We start from the raw sequence: 15,972 nt of genomic DNA, 5'->3' as shown, positions 1-15,972 counted from the left end.
CCGGGGCGCGTTCAGCGGCCCGACCACCAGCGCCAGCCTAGCCACGCCAGCAACGCCCAAACCAGCACGATCGCCCCCGCCGCCCACAGGTTGCGTGGGCGCGCTTGCTTCGACGCCTGCCAGGTGTCGGCCTGCGCACGGCAATCCGTCTTCACGGCAGCTGGCACCAGCCGGAAGGCCAGCCAGATCCCAGCCGGCACCAGCAGGACATCATCGACATAACCGAGAACCGGGATGAAATCCGGAATCAGGTCGATCGGGCTGAACGCATAGGCCACAACCAGCACCGCCAGCAGACGCGCGGCCAGCGGCGTATCCGGATGGCGGCTGCAGAACCACAGCATCACGAGACTGGATTTGAGGCTGCGCGCCCACTGCCGCAGGCGCCGGCTCAGGGGCATCGCCTCCGTCCGCGTACCAGATTTCGACATTATTTGCCGCTGGCGGGCGCTGCCTTCATTGGCTGGCCACCGGGCTGCGCCACGGGCGCCTTCAGCGGCGGCGCGGCGACGATAGGCACCTGCGGGTACAGCTTCTGCCAGCGCGACTTGAGGCCATTGGCGATCTCGGCCTGGTTATAGCGCTCGGCAAAGTCGATCACCGTCATGCCCTGCTGGTTCTTGAGCCGCATGTCCGCGCCTTCGTCGAGCAGCAGCTTCACGGTCTCGATGTGGCCGCCGCGTGCGGCCATCATCAGCGGCGTCGTGCCGTTCGGGCTTTCGGCGTCGATGTAGGCGGCGTGGTCGACCAGGTATTTGACGACATCGTTGTGGCCGGTGGTGGACGCATAGTGCAGCGGCGTCCAGCCGGTCTTGTTGACCTCGGCCTCCATGTCGTCAACCATCAGCTTGACCATGTCGAGTTCGCCCTGCAGCGAGGCGATCATCAATGGGGTTTCGCCGGCGGGGTTGGCCTTGTCGAAGTCGATGTCCTTGGCCTTGATCAGCGCCGTCGCGGCTTTCAGGGACTTTTCCCGCAATGCCACAACCAGCACCGGCTCGCCGCGGCTGTCGACGATATTGGGATCGATGCCGCGGCCCAGCAGCTTCTGCACGGTGCGCGCGTCGTCGAATTCCACGGCCTTGCGCATGTCGTCGGCCGGCGCGGCCCAGGCCAGCGCCGCGCAGCCGAGCAGCATGGCGCCGGACAGCGCGCGGATAGATTTCATGTCAAACATGAGCTTCCCTGTTGATGTGCTTGAAAAGCTTGAAGAAATTATCGGTTGTTTGCGCAGCGAGCTGTTCCACCGGGATGCCGCGCAGATTGGCAATGAACTCGCCCACATGGCGCACCCAGGCCGGCTCGTTGGTCTTGCCGCGGTACGGCACGGGGGCGAGGTACGGCGAATCGGTCTCGATCAGCATGCGGTCCAGCGGCACCTTGCGGGCGGTTTCCTGCAGGTCTGCCGCACTCTTGAACGTGACGATTCCCGAAAACGAAATATGGAAGCCTTCGTCCAGCGCCTGTTTCGCGACATCCCAGGTTTCCGTGAAGCAATGCATCACGCCACCGGCCTCGCGGGCGTTTTCCTCGCGCATCACGCGCAGCGTGTCGTCCGCCGAGGAACGGGTATGGATGATCAGCGGCTTTCCCGTCTGCCGTGCCGCGCGGATATGCGTGCGGAAGCGCTCGCGCTGCCATGCCATATCGGCGATGCTGCGGCCGTTCAGGCGGTAGTAGTCGAGGCCGGTTTCGCCGGTGCCCACCACGCGCGGATGCGCGGAGAGTTCCAGCAGACGCTCCAGCGTGGGCTCCTCGCCCTCTTCGTAGTCCGGATGCACGCCGACCGAGGCGTACAGGTTCGGATGCTGCTCGGCCAGCGCCAGCACGCGCGGAAAGTCTTCCAGCGTCACCGAGATGCAGAGCGCGTGCGACACCTGGTTGGCGCGCATATTCTCGAGCAGTTCAGGCAGACGGGCGGCCAGGTCGGGAAAATCGATATGGCAGTGTGAATCTACAAACATGGGGGAAACCTCGGTACTGCGACCCAGGAACCGGAAACCGGCTAGCCTGGCGGGACGCTACGGACAACCGCGCCGACTCGGCCGTCGCCACGGGCAACGCGAATACGGTGCTGCGGAGAGCAGCGGTACCGGGCATGTCGCCGGCACCATCGTGCTTACAGTAAAACTAAAAAAATATTCTTCAATATCAGCCAGTTATCAAGCAATCTTCGCAACCATCATAAAGTCTGGGTTGGCCGTCCGGATTCCAACTGCTTGCCCAGGATTTCCTCTACGGCACGCCGCAGGTTGCGGCCATTGTCGTCGTCAGGGAAATGCACGCCGACGCCGGGCGTCTTCATCGGCGTGCCCGGCGGCGTGATCCAGGCAACATGACCGGCGACCTGGTATTTCTGCGGACGGTCCAGCAGCGACAGGACCAGGAACACCTGCTCGCCCAGACGGAACGGCCGGTTCGACGGCACAAAAATGCCGCCGCGCGCCAGGAACGGCATGTACGCGGCATAGAGCCCCGCCTGGTCCTTGATCGACAAGGACAACACGTTCGGCCGCGATGGTGCGCCACCCATGGTGGCGGTGGCCCGCCCCGGTATGGTTGCGACTTCTGCATTCATGACTGACCCCTTTTTGACCGACTATCGTTCTGTTTTAAGTGTTCTGGAGCTGCTCCCCGGCGGTTGCCGGGCCTCGCCTGCTACGCCAGCGCTGTCACTGGAACAGTTGCCGGTATTCGAGAAATACGGATTCCATCACCAGCCTTGCCGCGAGCGGATGATTTTCGCTGCGACGGTGCGCATTGATGCGCGACGCAAACGCCTGCAGCCGATGGGCGCTCGATGCGCCGGCACAACGCGCCAGCACCGCGCGCTCCTTCGGGAAGTAGCGCGGCACCGCGCCGCCCGAGGCATCGAGCCGGCATTTCAGCAGATCGTACGTCCAGCGCTGGAGGATGCCAAGCACGGCGGGGACCGGCATCTTTTGTAGTTGTTCCGCCGCAGCAGACGCGTCGAACTCGGCGCCGGCACCCAGTTGGCCGACCAGCCAGCGCTGCAGCGGCTGCTCCTCGGCTTCGGCGGCATGCAATGCCGTCAGCGGCGAACCGCCGGCCAGTGCAAGCTGGGCTTCGGCGTCCGCCACGCCCTGGCTCTTGAGCCAGGCGAGCGCGGCTTCCGGTGTCGGCCGCTGCGCGGAAAACTGGCGGCAGCGCGACAGGATGGTCGGCAAGATCCGGTCGAGCCGGTCGGTGACCAGCAGGAACACCGTCGACGATGGCGGCTCCTCGAGCGTCTTCAGCAGTGCGTTGGCACCTTCGGCCTGCAGGGCATCCAGCGGGTAGACCACCACCACGCGCAAGCCGGCCCGGTGCGTCCCGACGCCGACCGCCTCGATCAGCGCCCGCACCTGCTCCATGCGGATGATCTTGCTGGGCGCCTTCTTCTTGCCGCTGTCGTCCGACTCGCCTTCGCCCGAAGCCTCCAGCGCCTCGGGACGGACCACGGTGAAATCGGGATGGTTGCCCTGGCTGAACCAGTGGCAGGCCGCGCACTGGCCGCACGGCTGGCCATCGGGCCGCGGCGACTCGCATAGCAGGCCCTGAGCGAAATGCAGCGCCAGGTCGCGCTTGCCGGTCCCTTGCTGGCCGTGGATCAGCAGCGCATGGGGCAGCCGTTCGCGCAGCGCGCCAAGCCGTTGCCAGTCTTCCGTTTGCCAGGGATAGAGCATGCGAATCAGTCAGTTAGCCGTGAAGGCTGAAGTGCCGCCTTCATCTCGAAAGCGATATTATCAATCAATCTAAAGCTTCAAAATCAAAGCGTTGCGATGATTTTCTCAAGCTCGACACGAATCTGGTCGATGCTCCGCGTGGCGTCGATCACGCGAAACCGGCGGGGTGCTTGCGCGGCACGACGCAAGTACTCGGTACGGGTGCGTTCGAAGAAGGCGCGCGATTCGGCCTCGAATTTGTCCGGCGCTCGCGCACCAGCCAGGCGTTCGCTGGCGGTTTCCAGCGGCACGTCGAACAGCAGCGTCAGGTCCGGCTGCAGTCCCGCCTGCACCCAGTCTTCCAGCGCTTCGAGCCGCGCCGTGGCCAGCCCCCTGCCACCACCCTGGTAGGCAAAGGTGGCGTCGGTGAAGCGATCGGAGATCACCCAGTCGCCGCGCGCCAGCGCCGGTTCGATGACTTCGGCGATATGTTCGCGCCGTGCCGCGAACATCAGCAGCGCTTCGGTTTCCAGGTGCATCTTCCGGTGCAAGAGAATCTGGCGCAGGTCTTCGCCCAGCGGCGTGCCCCCGGGCTCGCGCGTGGTGACCACGGCGCCAAGGTCCTGGCGCTCGCGCAGGCGCGCCGCCACCCAGTCGATATGGGTGCTCTTGCCGGCGCCGTCGATGCCTTCGAAGGTAATGAATTTTCCGCGCATGGATGCCTATTTGCCGCGCTGGTACTGGTCGACCGCGCGGTTGTGTTCGGGAAGCGTGTTGGAGAAATGGCTGGTGCCGTTGCCGCGCGCCACGAAATACAGCGCGTCCGACGGCGCCGGCGCCGTCGCTGCCGCCAGCGAGGCCAGCCCCGGCAACGCGATCGGCGTGGGCGGGAGGCCATTACGTGTGTAAGTATTGTACGGGGTGTCGGTCTGCAGGTCGCGCTTGCGCAGGTTGCCGTCGAAGCGCTCGCCAATGCCGTAGATCACGGTCGGGTCGGTCTGGAGCATCATGTTCTTGCGCAGCCGGTTGACGAATACCGCGGCGATCATCGGGCGCTCGGCGGCCTGGCCGGTTTCCTTCTCGACGATCGACGCCATCACCAGCGCCTCGTACGGGGTCTTGTAGGGCAGGTCCGCGGCACGCGCGTTCCAGGCTTCGTTCAGGCGCCGCTGCATGGCCTTGTAGGCATGGCGGTACAACTCGATATCGCTGCTGCCGCGCGCGAACAGGTAGGTATCCGGGAAGAACAGCCCTTCCGGCGCGGCCTCGGCGGCGCCGATCGCCTTCATCAGTTCGGCATCGGACATGCCCTGCGTGTCGTGGCGCAGCGCCGGGCTGGCGTCCACGGCCGCGCGCATCTTGCGGAATTCCCAGCCTTCGATCACGGTGACCACGTAATGCGTCACCTCGCCGCGCGCGAGCTTGCCGATCACGCCCAGCGGCGTAATGCCCGCCTCGAAGGTGTAGCCGCCCGCCTTCAGGTCCGGTCCGTGCCCGGTCAGCCTGACCAACAGCTGGAACAGCCGCGAATCCATGCCCACGCCGCCGCGCTGGAGCTGGCGACCGACGCTGGCGACGCCCGAATTAGGCTTGATGACGACCTCGACGGGCGATGTGGACAGCCCCAGCGGCTGGTTGGCCCACCATGCAAAAGCGCCGGCGACAGCCGCGGCAAGCACCAGGACCACGAGCCCCAGGCGGATGAAAAGACGTGTCATGAAATCCGTTCAGTCTCGGCAGCGTCCGTGTGGCGGGTGATGCCCCCTGCCCGCCGCGCGCGCCGGCGCCGGCTGAAATGCCGGCAGCCCCATATAATACCGGGAGCCTTGCGCCGCCACGATGAGACGGGTCTCTGCCGGAGCCGTGACGCGCGGCGCGCACCTGCCAAACGCACCCTCTCGCCTGAACGGAATGCCTGAAATGAACACCCCAGCCCCGGACCTCGCCGCCAGCCTTGACGCCCTGCAAAGCAGGGGCATTGTCTGCGCGCCGTCCGGGCTTGGCTGGATCCGCGTGGCGGGCGACGACGCCGCCACGTTCCTGCACACCCAGCTGACCAATGCGGTCGAGGATCTCGCTCCTGGCGCCGCGCGCCTGGCCGGTTATTGCTCGCCCAAGGGCCGGCTGCAGGCCAGCTTCCTGATGTGGCGCGACGCCGACGGCATCGTGCTGCAACTGTCGGCCGACGTCCTGCCCGCGCTGCAGAAGCGCCTGAGCATGTTCGTGCTGCGCGCCAAGGCGAAACTCAGCGATCTCACGCCGGCCGTCGCGGTGCTCGGCGTGGCCGGGCCGCACGCCGCACAGGCCCTGGCAAAGGCCGGGCTGGCCGCGCCCAACGCCGTGTTCGCCGCCGACAGCGCTGACGGCACGACCGTCGTCCGCCTGCCGGACGCCGCCGGCCAGGCGCGCTGGGAACTGCTGCTGCCGGCCGAGCGCGCCGCCGAAATCCGAGCGGCGCTGGCAAGCCAGCTGTCCGAAGCCGATGCGGCGTTCTGGGACTGGCTCGAAGTCCAGTCCGGCATCCCGCGCATCGTCGCGGCGACGCAGGAGCAGTTCGTGCCGCAGATGGTCAATTTCGAAATCGTCGGTGGCGTCAATTTCCGCAAGGGCTGCTATCCGGGACAGGAAATCGTGGCCCGCAGCCAGTACCGCGGCACGCTCAAGCGCCGCATGTGGCTGGTACAGGGCAACGGCGCCGTGCCGGCACCGGCCGCGGAGATCTTCCGACCGGAAGACCCGCAGCAGCCGTGCGGCATGATCGTCAATGCCGCTCCGGCGCCCCAGGGCGGCTGGGCGGCCCTGGCCGAACTGAAGATCGACGCCGTCGCGGCAGCCCTGCACCTGGGCAGCGCCGAAGGCGCCGCGCTGACGGTGGGCCGTCTTCCGTACGAAGTACCGCTGTCCGAGGCCGCGCAGGCCGCCGGCTGACCTGCAGGACACCGTCATGAGCGATCACCTCTACGTTTATTTCCGCGTGCCGGAAGCCACGGCGGCCGAAGCGCTGCCGCACTGGCACCGCTGGATGGAGACCGTTGCCGAGGCGACCGGAATTGGTGGTACGCTGATGCGCAGGCCCGAAACCCGCGCCGGCGTGCAGACCTGGATGGAATGCTATGCCGATGTCCCTCCCGCCTTCGACGCCACGCTGTCAGGTTTGTGGCGCCAGAGCGGTCTGGAGCAGTGGGTGGATGGCGAGCGCCAGGTCGAGCATTTCATCGACCTGGACCTGCTGTAGATCCTGCGCAGTAAAGGAAGCAAAGCAATGTGCCTGATCCTGGTTGCCTGGCAATCACACCCGGACTATGCCCTGGTGGTGGCCGGCAATCGCGACGAATTCTATGCCCGTCCGGCGGCGCCCGCGCACTGGTGGCAGGAGGCCTCGCAGGTGCTGGCCGGCCGCGACCTGGCCGATGTCATCGGCGAGCCCGGCACCTGGATGGGCGTGGCGGGCGAAGGCCGCTTTGCCGCGCTGACAAACTATCGCGCCCCGTCGGAAAAACGCACCGACGCGCGTTCGCGCGGTGAACTGGTGGCCGGCTTCCTGCGAGGACACCGGGGGCCAGCCGACTACCTTGGCGCCCTTGCAGGCGCGGACGGCTGCTACAACGGCTTCAATCTGCTGGCCTGCGATTTGCACGAACTCTGGTGGTACAGCAACCGGTCGGCCTCTCGCCAGCCGGAGCGCCTGCGGCCGGGCCTGTACGGGCTATCCAACGCCTTGCTCGATACGCCGTGGCCCAAGGTGCGCAGCCGGGTCGGCGCGCTCGCGGAAGTGCTGGCGGCCGATACCGGCCATGCCAACGCCAGCGCCGCACCCTACCTCCAACTGCTGGCTGACGAGCGCCAGACCGCGAACTTCGAGCTGCCCTCGACCGGTGTCTCGCCCGAGTGGGAAAAGCTGCTGTCGTCGGCGTTCATCCGCTCGCCCAACTACGGCACGCGCGCGAGCACCGTGCTGCGCGTGCGCCACGACGGGCGCTTCGATTTCAGCGAACGCAGCTTCGATGCGAACGGCCAGACCGGCGAGGTCTCCTATCGCGGCAAGCTGAACCTGGCCCGCGACACGGGCACGGTACCGGCGCCGCGCTGATCAGCCGCGCAGGCGTTTGCGCATCTCCACGTGCGGGATGCCGGCTTCCTCGAATTCATCCCCGGCCTGCGTGAAACCGGCGCGCGCATAAAATGCCGCGGCATGCGTCTGCGCGTTGAGCACCAGCTCCGGATAGCCCAGTTCGGCGGCCTTGTTCATCAGCGCCTCCAGCACGCGCGCGCCGACACCGGTGCCCCGCACCAGGCCGAGCACCGCCATGCGGCCGATATGCCCGTCGGGCAGCAGACGGCCGGTGGCAACCGGCGTGCCGTCCCCGGCCAGCGCCAGGGCATGCCAGCTCGGCTCATCCCAATCGTCCCACTCCAGCTCGACCGGCACGCCCTGCTCTTCGACGAACACCGCGTAGCGGATGGCGCGTGCGCGCTCGCGCGCTTCGGACCAGGGACAAATCAGGACGGTGACAGGCATGGAAATTCGTTGGAAGTAAGCGGATAAGCGTTGGAACCGCGGGTAGGCTGCGGCTGCCATGATACGCCACAAACCTCCGCGTATCGGAGGCACCGTCATCGTGCAGCCTGCACCGTATAAGGGTTTACCTGCACTAACAGATCCCTGTTAAATTTGTATGATGACCTGACCACCCGATGACCAGATAAGCCATGTTCCAGAAAGTCCCGGCCCGAGCCCTGACCGACAATGTCGCCGAACAACTGCTGGACAAGATCCAGAGCGGCGCCTTCTCGCGCGGGGACAAGCTGCCGACGGAAGCTGTGCTGTCCGAGGAATTCGGCGTCAGCCGCACGGTGATCCGCGAAGCGATCTCGCGGCTCAAATACGAAGGCGTGGTCGAATCGCGCCAGGGCAGCGGCGTGTTCGTGACCGAGCAGGCCGGCATCCGCCCGCTGCGAATCGACTACACCGACACCGGCACGCTGGATTCGGTCCTGCAGATCGTCGAACTGCGCCGGGCCATCGAGGCCGAAGTGGCGGCGCAGGCCGCGCGCCGCCGTACCGACGCGACCATGGTGGCCATCGACGCAGCGCTGGCCCGGCTCGATGCCGAAGTGGCCGAGGGCGGCGACGGTGTCGCCGCCGACGTGGCATTCCACCGCGCCATTGCAGCGGCCACGGGTAATCCGTATTTCCTCAAGACCCTCGAATTCCTGAGCCAGTACCTGGAAGCGGCAACGCGCGTGACGCGGACCAACGAAGCGCGCCGCGCCGACTTCACGCGCCAGGTGCGCGACGAACACCTTGCCATCGTCGCCGCGATCCGCGCGGGCGACGCGCTGGCCGCCAGCAATGCCGCGCAAAACCATATGTTCAACGCCGCCCGCCGCCTGTCCCAGCTGGGCCAGGACGAAGCGGACGACGAGCGTTCCGGCACGGCTAGCTGAACCGGCGCCGTCCTCATCGATTGACCAGTCTCACCTGCATCAGGAGTTTTCTATGTCCCGGAATATCGGCGTAATCGGCCTTGGCGCCATGGGCAACGGTGTAGCGCAGTCGCTGCTGCGCGCGGGCCTCAACGTGCATGCCTGCGACCTGCGGCCCGACGTGCTGCAGCGCTTTGCCGATGCCGGCGGCGTGCCGTGCGCCAGCCCCGCCGAACTGGGCAGCCGCTGCGATGTCGTGATCACGCTGGTGGTCAATGCCCAGCAAACCGAGGCCGTACTGTTCGGCGCCAACGGCGCCGCCACGGCGATGCGCCCGGGCACGCTCGTCATTGCCAGCGCGACGGTGCCGCCCGCCTTTGCCGAAGCCCTGGGCCGCCGTCTTGGCGAGCAAGGCATCCTGATGCTCGACGCCCCGGTGTCCGGCGGCGCCGCGCGCGCGGCCAGCGGCGAGATGACCATGATGACGTCCGGCCCCGCCGAAGCTTATTCGCTTGCCGAAGACGTTCTCGCCGCCATTTCCGGCAAGGTCTACCGCCTGGGCGACGCCCACGGTGCCGGCTCCAAGGTCAAGATCATCAACCAGCTGCTGGCCGGCGTGCATATCGCCGCCGCGGCCGAAGCCATGGCGCTGGGCCTGCGCGAAGGCGTCGACCCGGATGCGCTGTACGACGTCATCACGCACAGCGCCGGCAATTCGTGGATGTTCGAGAACCGCGTGCCGCATATCCTCTCCGGCGACTACACGCCGCTGTCGGCGGTCGACATCTTCGTCAAGGACCTCGGCATGGTGCTCGACACCGCGCGCACCAGCAGATTTCCGCTGCCGCTGTCCGCCGCCGCGCACCAGATGTTCATGATGGCCTCCACCGCCGGCCACGGCGGCGAGGACGATTCCGCCGTGATCAAGATCTTCCCCGGCATCGAACTTCCGGCCAACGCCGACAAGGCCCACTGAGGCGCAGCGCATCATGACCGCCATCCAAGCGCAAAAGCGCCCGCTGCTGGGCTGCATCGCCGACGACTTCACCGGCGCCACCGACCTGGCCAACACGCTGGTGCGCAACGGCATGCGCACGGTGCAGACCATTGGCGTCCCGGACGCCGGCGCCGTGCAAGACATGGCGCAAGCCGATGCCATCGTGGTCGCGCTCAAGTCGCGCACCATTCCCGCCGCCGACGCCGTGGCGCAATCGCTGGCCGCGCTCGACCGGCTGCGCGGACAGGGTTGCAGGCAGTTCGTCTTCAAGTATTGCTCGACGTTCGATTCAACCAGCGCCGGCAATATCGGCCCCGTCGCCGAAGCCCTGCTGGCAGCGCTCGATAGCGACTTCACCATCGCCTGCCCGGCCTTCCCCGAGAATGGCCGCACGATTTTCCGCGGCCATCTGTTCGTCGGCGATGTCCTGCTGAACGAGTCAGGCATGGAGCACCATCCGCTCACGCCAATGACCGACGCGAACCTCGTACGCGTGCTGCAGGAGCAGAGCCGGGGCAAGGTCGGCCTGCTGCGCTACGACGCCGTCGCTCGCGGTGCGAATGCGACTGCCGAACGTATTGCGGACCTTCGCGGCGATGGCGTGCGCCTCGCGATTGCCGATGCTGTGTCCGATGCCGACCTGTTCACGCTCGGACAAGCGTGCGCGGACCTGCCGCTCATCACCGGCGGCTCGGGTATCGCGCTGGGCCTGCCCGAGAACTTCCGCCGTGCGGGCCTGCTGCCGCAGCGTGGCGATGCCGCGTCGGTGCCGCGCATCGACGGCCATGGCGTCGTGCTGGCTGGCAGCGCCTCTCGCGCGACGAACGGCCAGGTTGCGCGCTGGCTCGGAGAAGGCCGCCCCGCCCTGCGCATCGATCCGCTGGCACTCGCGCGCGGCGAGGCGGTAGTCGATGCCGCGCTCGCCTTTGCGGCCGGCCGCGATGAGCCTGTGCTGATCTACGCGACCAGCAGCCACGATGAAGTCAAGGCCGTGCAAGCCGAACTCGGCGTGGAACGCGCGGGCCATCTGGTCGAACAGGCGCTGGCCGGTATCGCGGCCGGACTGCTCGCCAGCGGCACGCGCCGCTTCGTTGTCGCGGGTGGCGAGACTTCGGGCGCCGTCGTGCAGGCGCTGGGTGTGCGGGCGTTGCGCATCGGCGAGCAGATCGCGCCGGGTGTGCCTGCAACCGTCACGCTCGATGCTCAGCCGCTCGCGCTCGCCCTGAAATCCGGCAACTTCGGCGGCGAGGATTTCTTCGCGCAGGCACTCGCCCAGCTCGGAGGACAGCCATGAGCCAGGAAAGCAAGCTGCGCGAAGAGATCTGCCGCATCGGCGCGAGCCTCTTCCAGCGCGGCTATACGGTTGGCTCGGCGGGCAACATCAGCGCGCGGCTCGATGATGGATGGCTGATCACGCCGACCGACGCCTGCCTCGGCATGATGGATCCGGCAGCCGTGGCCAAGGTGTCCGGCGATGGCAACTGGGTCTCGGGCGACAAGCCGTCGAAGACGCTGACGCTGCACCGCGCCATCTATGACAACAACCGCGAGGCGAACGCCGTGGTGCATACGCACTCGACGCACCTCGTGGCATTGACGCTGGTCGGCGTGTGGGCGCCCGCCGATATCGTGCCGCCGCTCACGCCGTACTACGTCATGAAGGTCGGCCACATCCCGATGATTCCGTACCACCGCCCCGGCGATCCGGCCGTTGCGGCGCAGGTTGCCACGCTCGCCAGCAAGGTGCGCGGCGTCATGCTGGAGCGGCTCGGTCCGGTGGTGTGGGAGTCCGGCGTCTCGCGCGCGGCCTTCGCGCTGGAAGAACTGGAGGAGACCGCGAAGCTCTGGATGATGATGAAAGATGTGCCGGGCTTCGCCGCCCGCGCCGCGCTCAGCGAAAGCGCACTCACCGAACTGCGGGATACCTTCAAAGCCCGCTGGTAGCAACTTACTGATTCCCGACCCGACGCGACCCGGACGCGACTGCCGCCAGGCAGCCGCGCGGAGAACACTCGCGCCCCCAAAACCCGAACGGAGACCACCGTGACACCGAACCAACCCGCGGCCAGCGTGCCCGCCTACGACAGCCTGGGCGGCAATGCCCGGCTCGACGCCGACGCCCAGATCGAGAAACGCGCCTATCACAAGGTGTTCTGGCGCATCATGCCGTTCCTGATGCTGTGCTACGTGATCGCCTATCTCGATCGCGTCAATGTCGGCTTCGCCAAGCTGCAGATGGGCCAGGACCTGGCCTTCTCCGAGACCGTGTTCGGTCTTGGCGCCGGCCTGTTCTTCATCGGCTACTTCCTGTTCGAACTGCCCAGCAACCTGCTGATGCACAAGCTCGGCGCGCGCATCTGGATCGCGCGCATCATGATCACCTGGGGCATCGTGTCAGGGCTGTTCATGTTCGTGCAGACGCCGACCCAGTTCTACGTGATGCGCTTCCTGCTGGGCCTGGCCGAAGCGGGCTTCTATCCCGGCGTGATCCTCTACCTGACCTACTGGTACCCGGCCAACCGCCGCGCAAAGATGATCGCGCTGTTCATGTCGGGCATTCCCGTGGCCGGCATGTTCGGCAATCCGCTGTCGGGCTGGATCATGGACGCCTTCAACAACACCCATGGCCTGCGCGGCTGGCAATGGATGTTCATCATCGAAGCGCTGCCGTCCCTGCTGATCGGCGTGCTGACCGTCTTCGTGCTGCGTGATGGCATCGACAAGGCGCCGTGGCTCGACGCTGATGAAAAACGCGTGCTCAAGCGCAATGTCGAGGCAGACCAGCAGAATGCGGTCAAGGCGGCCGGCGCCGCCTCGGGCAAATCGCATGGCCACTCGCTCGGCGCCGTGTTCCGTGACAGCCGCGTCTGGTGGATGTGCCTGATCTACTTCTGCTTTGTCACCGGCCAGTATGCGCTGACGTTCTGGATGCCCACGCTGGTCAAGGCCAGTGGCGTCACCGGCAACTTCAACATCGGCCTGCTGTCGGCGATTCCGTTCCTGTGCGCGATTGTCGTCATGAACTTCCTCGGCCACAGCGCCGATGCCCGCAGCGAGCGCCGCTGGCACCTGATCGTGCCGGCACTGATGGGCGCCACGGGCTTTGCGATTGCGGCCTCGTTTGCGGACAATACGACCGTAGCCATCGCCGCGCTGTCGCTGGCCGCCGCCGGGGTGCTGACCTGCGCGCCGCTGTTCTGGTCGCTGCCAACCGCGTTCCTGTCTGGCATCGCCGCTGCTTCGGGCATCGCGGTGGTCAACTCGGTGGGCAACCTGGCCGGCTTCGTGTCGCCGTATATGGTCGGTGCGCTCAAGGACATGACGCACAGCACGCAGTTGCCGATGTACGTGCTGTCGGCGATCCTGGTGGTCGGCGCCGTGCTCGTATGGCTGACACCGGCCAAGCTGGTCAACCGCTGACCCGCCCGCATTCAAGACTCACAACCGGAAGCCAACCATGCCGCGTTTCGCCGCCAACCTTTCAATGATGTACACGGAGCATGACTTCCTGGACCGCTTTGCCGCCGCTGCGGCGGATGGCTTCCAGGCAGTCGAGTACCTGTTCCCGTACGAACACCCGGCCGCCGAACTGCGCGCGCGTCTCGACGCCCATGGCCTGGTGCAGGCGCTGTTCAACGCGCCGCCGGGGGACTGGGCCGCGGGCGAACGCGGCATTGCCGCCCTGCCCGGCCGCGAAGCGGAGTTTCGCGCCGCGTTCAGCCGCGCACTCGAATATGCCGGCGTGATCGGCAACGACCGCATCCACGTGATGGCCGGCCTGATCCCGGCCGAGGCCGACCGCTCGCGCTGCCGCGCCACTTACCGCGAAAACCTGTCCCATGCCGCCCACGCCGCCGCAGCGCAAGGCATCACCGTGCTGGTCGAGCCAATCAACACGCGCGACATGCCCGGCTATTTCCTGAACCGCCAGGACGACGGCCAGGCCATCTGCAAGGAAGTCGGCGCCGACAACCTGAAGGTGCAGTTCGACTGCTACCACTGCCAGATCGTGGAAGGCGACGTGACTAAGACACTGCAGCGCGACTTCGCGGGTATCGGCCACATCCAGATTGCCGGCGTGCCCGAGCGCCACGAGCCGGACATCGGCGAACTGAACTACCCGTACCTGTTCGACGTCATCGACAACCTGGGCTACCAGGGCTGGATCGGCTGCGAGTATCGGCCGCGCGCCGGCACCTCCGCCGGCCTGGGCTGGATCAAGCCTTACCTGAAGCGCTGAACCCACGGAGAAGCATTGCCATGAACGTACTGATTACCGGCGGCGCCGGCTTCCTCGGCCTGCAACTGGCGCGCCTGCTGCTGCGGCGCGGGACCCTCGACCTGGACGGCCGCGCCGTCGCCTTCGACCGCCTGACGCTGCTCGACGTGGTAGCGCCGCAAGGCCTGGATGATGCGCGCGTGCGCGTGGTGAGCGGCGACCTGTCGGACCCCGCCGTCCTTGCGCAAGCCATCGATGCCGACACCGGCGCCATCTTCCACCTGGCCGCCGTGGTTTCGGGCCAGGCCGAGGCCGACTTCGAGCTTGGCATGCGCGTCAACCTCGACGCCTCGCGCGCGCTGCTGGAAAACTGCCGCCTGGCCGGCCACAAGCCGCGCGTCCTGTTCACCAGCTCGGTCGCGGTCTATGGCGGCGAACTGCCACCCGTGGTACAGGACGATACGGCGCTGAACCCGCAATCGTCCTACGGCGTGCAGAAGGCCATCGGCGAATTGCTGCTGTCCGACTACAGCCGCCGCGGCTTCGTAGACGGCCGCGTGCTGCGCCTGCCGACCATCAGCGTGCGACCGGGCAAGCCCAATGCGGCGGCCTCGTCGTTTGCCAGCGGCATCATCCGCGAGCCGCTGGCGGGCGTGGAGGCCAATTGCCCCGTGGCACCGGAAACGCCGCTGTGGCTGCTATCGCCGCGCGCGGCCGTGACGGCGCTTGTCAACGGTATCGAATTGGATGGCGAGCGTCTGGGCAACCGCCGTGTGGTGAACCTGCCGGGTCTGTCGGTGACGGCAGCGGGCATGGTTGAAGCGCTGCGCCGCGTGGCGGGCGATGCAGCGGCCGACCGGGTGACGTGGCAGCGCGAGGAACGCGTCGAGAAGATTGTGGGCACGTGGCCGGCGGCGTGGAATGCGGAACGCGCGATATCGCTGGGGTTCCAGAGCGATGCGAGTTTTGATGAGGTGATCCGCGCGTATATCGAGGATGCGGGGTTGGCGAAGTAAGCCGCAACGTTTTGCTGCCCCCCGCTCGCTACTGCCAGCGCCCTCGCATCTCGCAGAAGCCGGTCCCTTCTCCCGTTAGCGGGAGAGGGAGAAACCACGGCAGCCTCACGCCGCCGGTTTCACCACCTCATACCCTTCAATAATCTCCCTCACCGTCCCCGGAATCGGCGCCGATTTCTGCGACGTCGGATCCGCGCACACATACACGATTTCGCCCGTGATCAGGTGTTCGTCCCCCCGGTACATCTCCACCCGGAACAGCATGCTCGACCGCCCCATCCGCGCCATACGGCCGCGGATTTCGAGCACATCGTCGAACCGCGCTGACGCGTGATACTCCAGCGTGGACTTGACCACGAAGATATCGACCCCATGCGCGTGCAGCACGTCTTCCGGATAGCGGATGCCGGCATCGCGCCAGTATTCGGTCACGCAGATATCGCAGTAGGTCAGGTAGTGCGCATTGAAGACGATCGACTGCGGATCGACTTCGGCCCAGCGCACGCGCAGTGGCATGCTGTGGCGGAAATCTTCTTTTGCCATCGGGCTGGTCTCCCTTGAATGGATCTCACATGGCATTCAGGCCGCCACCCCGCGTCGCATGGTTCCGGCGGGATGGCGGCCTGAGCCGTGGTGCAGGCTGGCGCC

The 15,972-nt window shown here is 66.6% G+C and carries 19 protein-coding genes; 10 read left to right on the top strand and 9 right to left on the bottom strand.

The window, feature by feature from the left end:
- Positions 1 to 11: 11 nt before the first annotated feature.
- The 7 genes from AC3FKG_RS17905 to mltG form a co-directional block, all read right to left on the bottom strand.
- Positions 12 to 401 (bottom strand): YkvA family protein, encoded by a 390-nt coding sequence (locus AC3FKG_RS17905; protein ID WP_488743742.1) that lies wholly within the window; start codon positions 399 to 401, stop codon positions 12 to 14.
- A 29-nt stretch (positions 402 to 430) separates the two neighbouring features.
- Complete coding sequence (locus AC3FKG_RS17900; RefSeq protein ID WP_483711292.1) at positions 431 to 1,177, bottom strand: ankyrin repeat domain-containing protein; 747 nt, start codon at positions 1,175 to 1,177, stop codon at positions 431 to 433.
- Positions 1,170 to 1,964: a TatD family hydrolase gene (locus AC3FKG_RS17895; RefSeq protein ID WP_488743741.1), complete on the bottom strand. Its 795-nt coding sequence runs from the start codon at positions 1,962 to 1,964 to the stop codon at positions 1,170 to 1,172. The genes AC3FKG_RS17900 and AC3FKG_RS17895 overlap by 8 nt, the downstream gene beginning before the upstream one ends.
- A gap of 218 nt (positions 1,965 to 2,182) precedes the next feature.
- Entirely contained in the window at positions 2,183 to 2,578 is a 396-nt protein-coding gene (locus tag AC3FKG_RS17890; protein ID WP_483711290.1) for a PilZ domain-containing protein, read from the bottom strand.
- Positions 2,579 to 2,672: 94 nt separating this feature from the next.
- Positions 2,673 to 3,686, bottom strand: a complete 1,014-nt coding sequence (locus AC3FKG_RS17885) for a DNA polymerase III subunit delta' (RefSeq protein WP_483711289.1) — start codon at positions 3,684 to 3,686, stop codon at positions 2,673 to 2,675.
- 83 nt (positions 3,687 to 3,769) lie between these two features.
- Positions 3,770 to 4,381, bottom strand: a complete 612-nt coding sequence (tmk, locus tag AC3FKG_RS17880) for a dTMP kinase (protein ID WP_488743740.1) — start codon at positions 4,379 to 4,381, stop codon at positions 3,770 to 3,772.
- 6 nt (positions 4,382 to 4,387) lie between these two features.
- A complete protein-coding gene (mltG, locus tag AC3FKG_RS17875) occupies positions 4,388 to 5,383 on the bottom strand; it encodes an endolytic transglycosylase MltG (protein WP_483711287.1) in 996 nt (331 codons plus the stop codon).
- Positions 5,384 to 5,585: 202 nt separating this feature from the next.
- Here mltG and ygfZ point away from each other — a divergent pair, with 202 nt between their 5' ends.
- The 3 genes from ygfZ to AC3FKG_RS17860 are packed head-to-tail and all read left to right on the top strand — an operon-like array spanning position 5,586 to position 7,755.
- Positions 5,586 to 6,593, top strand: coding sequence for a CAF17-like 4Fe-4S cluster assembly/insertion protein YgfZ (ygfZ, locus tag AC3FKG_RS17870; RefSeq protein ID WP_488743739.1), 1,008 nt, complete (start codon positions 5,586 to 5,588; stop codon positions 6,591 to 6,593).
- Positions 6,594 to 6,609: 16 nt separating this feature from the next.
- Positions 6,610 to 6,900 carry a DUF4936 family protein gene (locus tag AC3FKG_RS17865; RefSeq protein ID WP_483711285.1) on the top strand — a complete coding sequence of 97 codons (291 nt, stop codon included), beginning with the start codon at positions 6,610 to 6,612 and terminating at the stop codon, positions 6,898 to 6,900.
- A 27-nt stretch (positions 6,901 to 6,927) separates the two neighbouring features.
- Positions 6,928 to 7,755 (top strand): NRDE family protein, encoded by an 828-nt coding sequence (locus AC3FKG_RS17860; RefSeq protein ID WP_488743738.1) that lies wholly within the window; start codon positions 6,928 to 6,930, stop codon positions 7,753 to 7,755.
- Here AC3FKG_RS17860 and AC3FKG_RS17855 read toward each other — a convergent pair whose 3' ends face one another.
- Positions 7,756 to 8,184, bottom strand: a complete 429-nt coding sequence (locus AC3FKG_RS17855) for a GNAT family N-acetyltransferase (RefSeq protein WP_488743737.1) — start codon at positions 8,182 to 8,184, stop codon at positions 7,756 to 7,758.
- A gap of 191 nt (positions 8,185 to 8,375) precedes the next feature.
- Here AC3FKG_RS17855 and AC3FKG_RS17850 point away from each other — a divergent pair, with 191 nt between their 5' ends.
- The 7 genes from AC3FKG_RS17850 (at position 8,376) to denD (ending at position 15,324) form a co-directional block, all read left to right on the top strand.
- The gene (locus AC3FKG_RS17850) at positions 8,376 to 9,113 is read left to right on the top strand and encodes a FadR/GntR family transcriptional regulator (protein ID WP_483711282.1); all 738 of its coding nucleotides are present in this window, start codon (positions 8,376 to 8,378) and stop codon (positions 9,111 to 9,113) included.
- Between the two features lie 52 nt (positions 9,114 to 9,165).
- The gene (gene ltnD / locus AC3FKG_RS17845; protein ID WP_488743736.1) at positions 9,166 to 10,068 is read left to right on the top strand and encodes an L-threonate dehydrogenase; all 903 of its coding nucleotides are present in this window, start codon (positions 9,166 to 9,168) and stop codon (positions 10,066 to 10,068) included.
- A gap of 13 nt (positions 10,069 to 10,081) precedes the next feature.
- Complete coding sequence (gene otnK / locus AC3FKG_RS17840; RefSeq protein WP_488743735.1) at positions 10,082 to 11,383, top strand: 3-oxo-tetronate kinase; 1,302 nt, start codon at positions 10,082 to 10,084, stop codon at positions 11,381 to 11,383.
- Positions 11,380 to 12,033 (top strand): 3-oxo-tetronate 4-phosphate decarboxylase, encoded by a 654-nt coding sequence (gene otnC, locus AC3FKG_RS17835; protein WP_488743734.1) that lies wholly within the window; start codon positions 11,380 to 11,382, stop codon positions 12,031 to 12,033. The genes otnK and otnC overlap by 4 nt, the downstream gene beginning before the upstream one ends.
- A gap of 99 nt (positions 12,034 to 12,132) precedes the next feature.
- Entirely contained in the window at positions 12,133 to 13,509 is a 1,377-nt protein-coding gene (locus AC3FKG_RS17830; protein WP_483711278.1) for an MFS transporter, read from the top strand.
- Positions 13,510 to 13,546: 37 nt separating this feature from the next.
- Positions 13,547 to 14,329 carry a 2-oxo-tetronate isomerase gene (gene otnI, locus AC3FKG_RS17825; protein WP_488743733.1) on the top strand — a complete coding sequence of 261 codons (783 nt, stop codon included), beginning with the start codon at positions 13,547 to 13,549 and terminating at the stop codon, positions 14,327 to 14,329.
- 20 nt (positions 14,330 to 14,349) lie between these two features.
- The gene (denD, locus tag AC3FKG_RS17820; RefSeq protein WP_488743732.1) at positions 14,350 to 15,324 is read left to right on the top strand and encodes a D-erythronate dehydrogenase; all 975 of its coding nucleotides are present in this window, start codon (positions 14,350 to 14,352) and stop codon (positions 15,322 to 15,324) included.
- A gap of 105 nt (positions 15,325 to 15,429) precedes the next feature.
- Here denD and AC3FKG_RS17815 read toward each other — a convergent pair whose 3' ends face one another.
- Complete coding sequence (locus tag AC3FKG_RS17815) at positions 15,430 to 15,867, bottom strand: YbgC/FadM family acyl-CoA thioesterase (RefSeq protein WP_483711275.1); 438 nt, start codon at positions 15,865 to 15,867, stop codon at positions 15,430 to 15,432.
- Between the last annotated feature and the right edge of the window lie 105 nt (positions 15,868 to 15,972).

This window comes from Cupriavidus sp. 22TCCZM04-2 (genome assembly GCF_057798895.1).
This window is presented reverse-complemented; position numbering and strand designations above follow the sequence as displayed.